Source organism: Plesiomonas sp., assembly GCF_051650925.1.
Lineage (GTDB): Bacteria > Pseudomonadota > Gammaproteobacteria > Enterobacterales > CAMTGL01 > Plesiomonas.
This window is the reverse complement of record NZ_JBOFRH010000461.1, coordinates 1-8526: the sequence shown is the minus strand read 5'-3', so window position 1 is coordinate 8526 and position 8526 is coordinate 1. Positions and strand designations below refer to the sequence as shown.

Sequence of the window (8526 nt, the reverse complement as noted above, 5' to 3'; positions counted from 1 at the left end):
CGGTCATCTGCTCAACCAGCTGATCGCCCATGTTTTCGGCGCGGTTTTGCCGCGTCACCATAATGGCAGCCGCAATCGACAACAGCAGAGAAGGGATCTGGGCGACAAGACCATCACCAATGGTCAGCAGGGTATAAATAGCCAGCGCTTCATCAACCGACAGCCCGTGCTGCATCATACCGATAAAAAATCCACCGATAATGTTGATAAACAGGATCATAATCCCGGCAATGGCATCCCCTTTTACGAATTTTGATGCACCATCCATCGAGCCGTAGAAATCAGCCTCACGGGTAACTTCATCGCGACGAGTACGCGCCTGATCTTGATCAATCAGCCCCGCATTCAAATCGGCATCAATCGCCATCTGTTTGCCCGGCATCGCATCGAGCGTAAAGCGGGCACTAACTTCAGAGATCCGCCCTGCACCTTTGGTTACCACCATGAAGTTAATGATCATCAAAATCACAAACACCACGATACCGACCGCATAGTTACCGCCGATGACGACATTACCGAAGGATTCAATAACTTGTCCGGCCGCTTCCGGCCCGTTATGCCCTTCCAGTAGCACCACCCGCGTTGAGGCCACATTCAGTGCCAAACGCAGCAAAGTGGCAATCAGCAGTACCGTTGGGAAGGCGGCAAAGTCGACCGGTTTTAGGGTATAAACCGAAACCATCAGCACGACCAGTGCCAGTGCGATGTTAAAGGTAAACGCCATATCCAGCAGCATCGGCGGCATCGGCAATACCACCATTGCCAGCGTTGCCAGTACTAATGCCGGTGTGCCTATCCCTTGTAAGCGCTGTAATTTTTCTGTCGGAAATTTTGCTAGTGCCGCTTGGAAGTTCATGAACAATAGACCTGATCGCATGCCACTGGTCACTCAGCCCTGATTGTTTTTTTCACGCGGCCCTTCACCAACTCGTGATAAAGGCAGAGTGACAGTAATTTGGCTGAGTACCGTCAATATCACGTAACAAAGCAATATAAGTGCCAATCACAACAGTCTGGTGATTCAGTACAACAATCTGTGAGGCAGGTTAAGTACGCGTAGGTTTGGGAAGTTAATCCACTATCTTGGGGGGGTGGAGATTCATCACCCTATTTACTCAAGCAAAAGTCAAACTCAACAACGCTGAGGTAAAAAAATATTAGCGCTGCAGATCATCAGGGATAGGTAAGGTTTCCGGCAAGGGTACGGGGCGGCGAAAAGTGCGGCCAGCTTGATACTGGCGCAACTGAAACACATATGCCAGCACTTGAGCGACAGCCATAAAGAGCCCATCGGGGATAGGTTGCTCCAGCTCTGCGCTGTGATACAGTGCCCGAGCCAGCGGTGGCGCGGCAACAATCGGGATATCGTGCGCATTGGCAATTTCACGGATTTTCATTGCCATCATATCCACCCCTTTGGCCACCACCACCGGTGCTTTGTCTTTATCGCGCTGATAACGCAGGGCCACCGAAAAGTGTTCGGGGTTGGTCACAATAACATCCGCGGTTGGTACTTCACCCATCATACGGCGATTGGCCATCTCACGCTGTAACTGGCGGATACGGCCCTTGATTTGCGGGTTACCTTCGCTGTTTTTGTACTCCTCTTTCAGCTCTTGCTTGGTCATCATCAGTTTTTTTCCGTGATTCCACAGCTGATAAGGTACATCAATCGCGGCCACCAAAATTAACGTGCAACTGAGCAGCAGCACAAACCACAGCAGGGTATCTACCGCGTGGATCATATTCTGCGGGAAGGCTTCCATACTCAGTTGTGCGAGATCATCCCGTGTATTAAGTAATAAACGCCACGTGGTGATGCCAAGCAGTAAAATTTTAAGGATAGATTTACCGAGCTCAACCCAGCTCTGCATCCCAAACATTCGCTTAAAACCCGACATAGGGTTGAGTTTGTTAAATTTGGGCATCATGGCTTCTGCCGAAACATTAAAGCCGCCAATCAGTGATGCCCCCAGAATAGAGGCCACAAATAGCAGCAATAAAATCAGGCTGAAAGAGGGAATAATTGACAGCAGTGCTTTGCAGGCAATAGTGAGTAGAGCATCGGCATCAAAGACTTCATCACGGGTGAAGCTGAACAGCCGGTGCATCATGTTGGCCAGTGCAACCGCCAGTTTCTGCCCAAACCACAGCAATGCCACAGAGCCAGTGACCAAGACAATGACAGTGGCAAATTCACGCGAGCGGGCGACTTGCCCTTTTTTGCGGGCGTCAGCTAACCGTTTTTCGGAGGCCTGTTCACTGCGTTCCTGCCCGTCAGACTCAGCCATGAGCGGTCTGCTTACGGTAATTTACCGGCATATTACGAATACGTGCCGAAACAGAAATAAAAACGCGGGGAAAAAGAGATATCTCTCTAGGGAAAAAAGCAACAATCATGCGGTCATCCCCCCGGACAAGACAGATTCAGCAAAGTGCACATATCGTTCACTGCCAACCGCCAGTAGATATTGTAGTGGCGCGGAAATGCCGAGAGCAAAAACCACAGCGAAAACAACCCACACAATAGGATGATACCAAAACCCAGACTGTAGACATTGAGTTGCGGCGCGGCGCGGTTCATGATCCCCATAGCAATGTTAACGGTTAACAATGAGATTATTGCCGATAACGACATGCTGACCGCTCCCAAAAAAAGCGTGCCAAACCACTGTGCCAACAAACGGTAACCCCCCGCGGTGATACCAGATTCCCCCACCGGCAGGGTACTGAAACTGTGCACCAGCATCTCTATCATGATCAGGTGCCCATCAAGAGTCAGAAATACCAGCAACGTTAGCATCATATAAATCTGGCCAAGCAGCGGTGTACTCTGGCCACTGGCCGGATCAACCATTGAAGCAAAGCCAAGGCTCGACTGCATACTGATGATTTGCCCGAGGATCACAAATGTCTGGCTGACAAATTGTGAAAGCATGCCAATAGCCACACCAATGGCAATTTGCTGTGCGGTGATCACAACGCTAGTAAAGCTAAACAACGCAACATCTTGTGGCATAGCAGGAATAGAAGGCAATGCCACAAGGGTAATGGCAACCGCTAACAATAACCGGACTCGTGCAGAAACAAAGGCCGCACCAATGGCAGTCATGGTCATCAACATGCCGGCAATACGCGCAAACGGCCATAAGAAGCTGGCCCAAAATTGCAGTACCGTGTCTGCCAGCAGAGTCATCAGCGGATCACCCGCGGGATCTCATCAATCATGCTGAAAAAGAAATCCATCAGTTGCCCGGTCATCCAGTGGCCAAGAAAAATCAGTGCCAACAGCGTCACCACTAAGCGGGGCAAGAAGCTCAATGTCTGTTCATTGATTGAGGTAGCCGCCTGAAATACCGCCACCAGCAAACCAATCAGCAAGCCGGGCACCATGATCACAGATACCATCAGCAAAACTCTGAACAGAGCATGCTGGAAGATCTCAACAAACGATTCTGGTGACACTGTATGCTCCCTGTTATCAAAACAGTTATTGACGAGCGGTTGTGAACGAACCGCTCTGAACAAAGGGTTATTGATGAAGATGGCGATCAATATGCCATATCATCAAAGGCCAAAGCTGCCCGCTAATGTCCCCAGCACCAAACTCCAACCATCAACCAGCACAAACAGCATCAGCTTAAACGGCAGTGAAACAATCATCGGCGAAAGCATCATCATCCCCATCGCCATCAGCACACTCGCCACCACCAGATCGATAATCAAAAACGGTAAAAACAGCATAAAACCTATCTGGAATGCGGTTTTCAGTTCACTGGTGACAAACGCAGGGATCAGCACTGTCATGCTGACATCCTGTGGGGTGTTAAATTGCTGCTTTGAGATTTGTACAAAAGTGGCCAGATCGCTTTCTCGGGTCTGAGCCAGCATAAAGGTGTGAAGCGGTTTACCCGCTTCTTCCAACGCCTGCTGCGCGGTCAGCTCTTCACGCATATAAGGTTGTAATGCCTGCTGGTTGATCTTATCTAGCACCGGCGACATGATAAACAGCGTCATAAACAGAGTAATACCGACCAAAATCTGGTTCGAGGGGCTTTGCTGCAAACCAATCGCCTGCCGCAAGATAGAGAGCACCACGATAATGCGAGTGAACGAGGTCATCATAATGACAATAGCCGGTAAAAAACTCAGCATAGTCATTAAGATAAGCACTTGCAGTGACACTGAATAATCAGCGCCACCGGCCGCATTATTGCTCATCGTGAGTGCCGGAATGCCAGTAGCACCACCTGCGCTTGCCAGTGCCTGCGGAATGGCCGCGAATAACAGGCTCATCCCCAACAAGTAAGATTTACCTAATCGCTTTGCAAAAGCACGATACAGCCACGGTATTGCTCGCGATGCGGTATGGCCTAAAGAGGTGCTTCGCAAAGTGACCGGAAAAACAGAAGACTCAAGATCGCTCATCTGACTCACTTTGATGCTTGGCGTGAAAAGGCGTTGCTGCCGAATTTGAGGCCGTATTTCTGTTAGCAGCCGGTGCAGTACCACTCACCCGACTCTGCATAGCCGCCCGCAGTTGTTGAGCAAACCCACCGCGCAGAGAATTGGCTGTAGTGACCGTCGCGGCTGTGAGTGCAGCAGTTTGGCTTGTTGCCTCGGTACCGTTTGCTAAAGTACCCTCTTCCTGCACTGAATTAAGGTGGCTGAGCAACGAAATATTCTGTGGTGTAACACCTATCAGCAAGCGTTGCCCTTCTACATTCACGATCAGCAGGCGTTCGCGCTGGCCTAACGCCTGTTGCTGCTCAATTTGGATACTGCCTTTACTGTGAAACGGTAGCCGTAACCGTTTTGCCAGCCAACCCAGACCAATGATCAACGCCAGTACCAACAACAGTGACAACAATGCCATGCCGATACTTATCGGAGGCTGACCAGAAGAGGCTAATGTTGCTGTATTCTCCGTAACAGGTACGGCAAACAACGGCGGTGAAAAGACCGCAATCAGTAACAATAACGATCGCAATCCTCCACCTAACACAGAGAGGCGTACCGACCTATTTAGTCTGCAGAAAATTCTAGACATAGACTATTTAAGCTTCTTGATACGTTCAGTTTGACTGATCACATCGGTCAGACGGATACCAAATTTATCATTCACCACCACCACTTCACCATGTGCAATCAGCGTACCATTGACCATGACATCAAGCGGCTCTCCGGCGATACGTTCGAGCTCAACCACCGAACCTTGATTCAGTTGCAGCAGATTACGGATGCTGATCTGGCTACGACCAACTTCCATCGAAATCGTCACCGGAATATCGAGAATACTGTCGAGGCGTTTACGCTCTGAGGCGTTCAAAATCAGGCTGTCATCACGCAACTCTTCCAACTCAGCGCGTTTTACGCTGCTGTCAATATCGCCCTCATCACCCACTTCGTTAGCCCACTGTTCGGCCAGCAGGTCTTGATCTGTTGTCATGTCACTCATCGTCTAGCACCACAATTTCATCAAGTAATTTATCGTTATCTCGGATCAACGAGAGTTCACTTTTCATCACCTCTGGACGTTTAAGCCGCTCGGTAATTTTTAACGCCAGATTCTCATTTGCCTGCCCCAGCTTAGCGCGAAACGTAGGTAAATCTTCCACGTATACCAGCAGGTTTTCCGGCATATCCACGGGAATAATGTCACCAGCACGCATATTCATCAGATCGCGCAGTGGTAAATCAACATCCAGCAGCTTAGCGCGCAGATCAACATTGATCTCCATGATCTCTTCACGCAGCGCCTTGCCCCAGCGCATGTCAGTATCACTTTTATCACCCTGCACACCCGCATCGAGCAGTTCACGAATCGGTTCGAGCATCGAATACGGCATCGCGATATGAATATCACCACCACCGCCATCGAGTTCGATATGAAACGAATTGACCACCACCACTTCGGTTGGGCTGACAATATTGGCCATTGCGGGGTTAACCTCGGAGTCAAGGTATTCAAACTCGATCTCCATTACCGGGCCCCAAGCCTCTTTGTAATCACCGAAAATCAGCTTAAGTAGCATCTGAATAATCCGACGCTCAGCAGGGGTAAACTCTCGCCCCTCAACTTTGCTGGGAAAACGGCCATCACCGCCAAAAAAGTTCTCTACCAGAATAAAAACCAAGCGGGCTTCTAGCGTGATCAGTGCTGTGCCTTTTAACGGGCGAAAACGCACCATATTCAGGCTCGTTGGCACAAACAATGTATGCACATACTCACCAAACTTCAGCATCTGCACGCCATTGATCGACACTTCCGCCGTACGGCGCATCATGTTAAACAAGCTGATCCGCATATGGCGGGCAAAACGCTCATTGATCAGCTCAAGGGTCGGCATCCGCCCGCGTACAATGCGGTCTTGAGATGAAAAATCAAAAGCTTGTATTCCCCCTGCTCGCACTGGCTGCGGGGAGTCTTCCGGTACATCATCAACCCCGTGTAATAACGCGTCGATTTCATCTTGGGATAGGATATCGCTCACAGGGTCACCCTACTGAATTACTGCATAACATAGCTGGTTAACAAAATTTGCTCGACTGCCGGAGTTTTCAGCAGTTTTTGCAAGGTATCGCGTACCTCTGCCAGCGCTTGCGCGCGCAGCGCTTCGCGGCTGCGTGGATCACGCCACTGCTCGGTAGTCGCGCTTGAAAATGAGGTAAAAATCTGGCTTTCAATTAGCGGAAGATTCGCTTGTACCAATGCTTGATCGGTTTTATTGCGTACCAACAACTGAATACGGATCTCAACCAACCGATCACGTAACTCGCCCTGCACATTAAATACAAACGGGCGTGAGGTATTCACATATAGCGCCATCGTACCCAGTGCCGGAACAAAATCAGCTTTAAACGCGCTCTCTTTTGCCGGTTTATCCGATAGATAGAGATAACCGCTAACCACCGCAGCCAGCAAAATCACAACACCAATAGCCAGCATGATTTTTTTGCGTTTTTGAGTACCGCCACGACGCTGACCATCGAGCGTAAGGTTTTCTGCCATTGCCTCTAATCCTGATCTGTTCTAATGAAGGCTATAGCCCTTCATTTACTGGTAATAATCAGCTATGCCGTGTCATTAACTACGCCAAGTGATTAATCATGCATAGTAATCAACTTGATAAGGTGAAATGGATACCGCTTTTTGTGGTAATAATTCCGTTTCAATATCACCCGTTGTATGCAAAACCGGTGTTTGTGTGGCCTGTTCACCACTTCCGGCCTGCCCACCACGCGCCTGCTGATCGTGTGCCTGACCTTGTTGCTGTTGCTGTATTTGTGTCTGCCCAAGCATAATGCCTTGCTGTGCAAGCATCTCGCGCAAACGAGGCAGAGTCTGCTCTAGCAGTTCACGTGCCTGCGTGTTATGTACGATAATCCCGACCTGCGCCTGATCTTGATTTAACTGCAATTTAATCTGCAAATTACCCAGTTCTGGGGGATCAAGTCGAATTTCCACCGTATCCAGCTTACGGTTAAGCAAGAATTGTACCTGTTCATGCAAAACCTGTGCACTTTGTTCGGCATTACGCAGCGGTAACGGTGTATTCGGGGTCTGAACATGCTCAGCTTGACGAGCAGATACTGCATTTTGCTGGCGCAATGCGGCCAGCAAATCGTGCCCCTGAGCAGGCGGGGTGACGACTGGGGCTTCATTTCCCATCGAACTGAGTGCACTTAACCGTGATAACCGATCTGCCGAGTGAGTGCTCTGATCTGATGATTTTTGCTGACTATCTTCGGTAAATAACAGTGCACTTTGCCGTGCCAGATCCATTTCGGAATGCAACTTACTCGAACTCTCTGCACGCAATGCCATTTTTGCCGAATGCGCATCAGCAGCGCGATCTTTGTGAGTGGATAGATCGTCGATAGAGAGTTGATCAGCGGATCCCTCCTCCGCGGCTTGTGCACCTTCGACCGCGCCTTGTACGTGACGATTTGCAGTTAATGCCTGTGCTGCAAGCCCCGTCGCGCCGGCTTTTTCCGTACTGTTTACAGTATCCGCATCGCCATCGGTGCTAGCGCTAGCAATCGGTGATTGCAGAGCCTTACGGCTAGCATCGAGCTGCTGTAACCACGGGTCGTCTTGTGCATTGATCATGCCGCCCGATAGTGCAGAACCCTCTCCGGTTTCACTGACCTCGGCACCCGAATTAACCGCAGAACTGCCCTCTATCTCTTGTGCATCATCAGTTTGAGCTTCATCATCAGCCACATTTGTCTCAGTGGAAAACTGATTGCCTGAGGAGTCGGTTTTTATCGTATTTTCGGGGGATGAAACTGCTGCCGAGCTGGGGCTTACCTGCTGCCCACTATCCGCGTCTGAATTAGCCGATTTTTTATTGCTGTCTTTTTCTGCCGCCGGTTTATTGCTAGTACTTGATGGCTTTACGCTGCTAGCGTCAGACTGATTTAGGCATTCGGAAAAATTGCGCCCACTCTCGGGTAATGTAGAGCCCGCCGACTGAGGTTTTATATTATTGCTGCTCGCAGAGCGCTGTGTTGGTACAGAGG

10 protein-coding genes are annotated in these 8526 nt (G+C 49.8%); all 10 read right to left on the bottom strand.

The genetic code is table 11. The features are described from left to right. The coding region (locus tag ACRC27_RS11155; protein ID WP_438639892.1) for an FHIPEP family type III secretion protein at positions 1-877 on the bottom strand (877 nt) is incomplete at its 3' end. A 280-nt stretch (positions 878-1157) separates the two neighbouring features. Beyond that, a complete protein-coding gene (gene flhB, locus ACRC27_RS11150) occupies positions 1158-2291 on the bottom strand; it encodes a flagellar biosynthesis protein FlhB (protein WP_438621579.1) in 1134 nt (377 codons plus the stop codon). Positions 2292-2404: 113 nt separating this feature from the next. Next, positions 2405-3196, bottom strand: a complete 792-nt coding sequence (gene fliR / locus ACRC27_RS11145; protein ID WP_438631794.1) for a flagellar biosynthetic protein FliR — start codon at positions 3194-3196, stop codon at positions 2405-2407. After that, positions 3196-3465, bottom strand: coding sequence for a flagellar biosynthesis protein FliQ (gene fliQ, locus ACRC27_RS11140; protein WP_438621577.1), 270 nt, complete (start codon positions 3463-3465; stop codon positions 3196-3198). The genes fliR and fliQ overlap by 1 nt, the downstream gene beginning before the upstream one ends. 102 nt (positions 3466-3567) lie before the next feature. Further along, entirely contained in the window at positions 3568-4296 is a 729-nt protein-coding gene (fliP, locus tag ACRC27_RS11135; protein WP_438621671.1) for a flagellar type III secretion system pore protein FliP, read from the bottom strand. A gap of 118 nt (positions 4297-4414) precedes the next feature. Continuing rightward, positions 4415-4990, bottom strand: a complete 576-nt coding sequence (fliO, locus tag ACRC27_RS11130) for a flagellar biosynthetic protein FliO (protein WP_438639891.1) — start codon at positions 4988-4990, stop codon at positions 4415-4417. Positions 4991-5053: 63 nt separating this feature from the next. Continuing rightward, positions 5054-5449 (bottom strand): flagellar motor switch protein FliN, encoded by a 396-nt coding sequence (fliN, locus tag ACRC27_RS11125; protein WP_438621575.1) that lies wholly within the window; start codon positions 5447-5449, stop codon positions 5054-5056. Between the two features lies 1 nt (position 5450). Next, positions 5451-6494 carry a flagellar motor switch protein FliM gene (gene fliM / locus ACRC27_RS11120; protein ID WP_438621574.1) on the bottom strand — a complete coding sequence of 348 codons (1044 nt, stop codon included), beginning with the start codon at positions 6492-6494 and terminating at the stop codon, positions 5451-5453. 17 nt (positions 6495-6511) lie between these two features. After that, positions 6512-7012 (bottom strand): flagellar basal body-associated FliL family protein, encoded by a 501-nt coding sequence (locus ACRC27_RS11115; protein WP_438621573.1) that lies wholly within the window; start codon positions 7010-7012, stop codon positions 6512-6514. 96 nt (positions 7013-7108) lie between these two features. Next, positions 7109-8526: flagellar hook-length control protein FliK (locus ACRC27_RS11110; protein ID WP_438639890.1), on the bottom strand; the 1418-nt coding region annotated here is incomplete at its 5' end.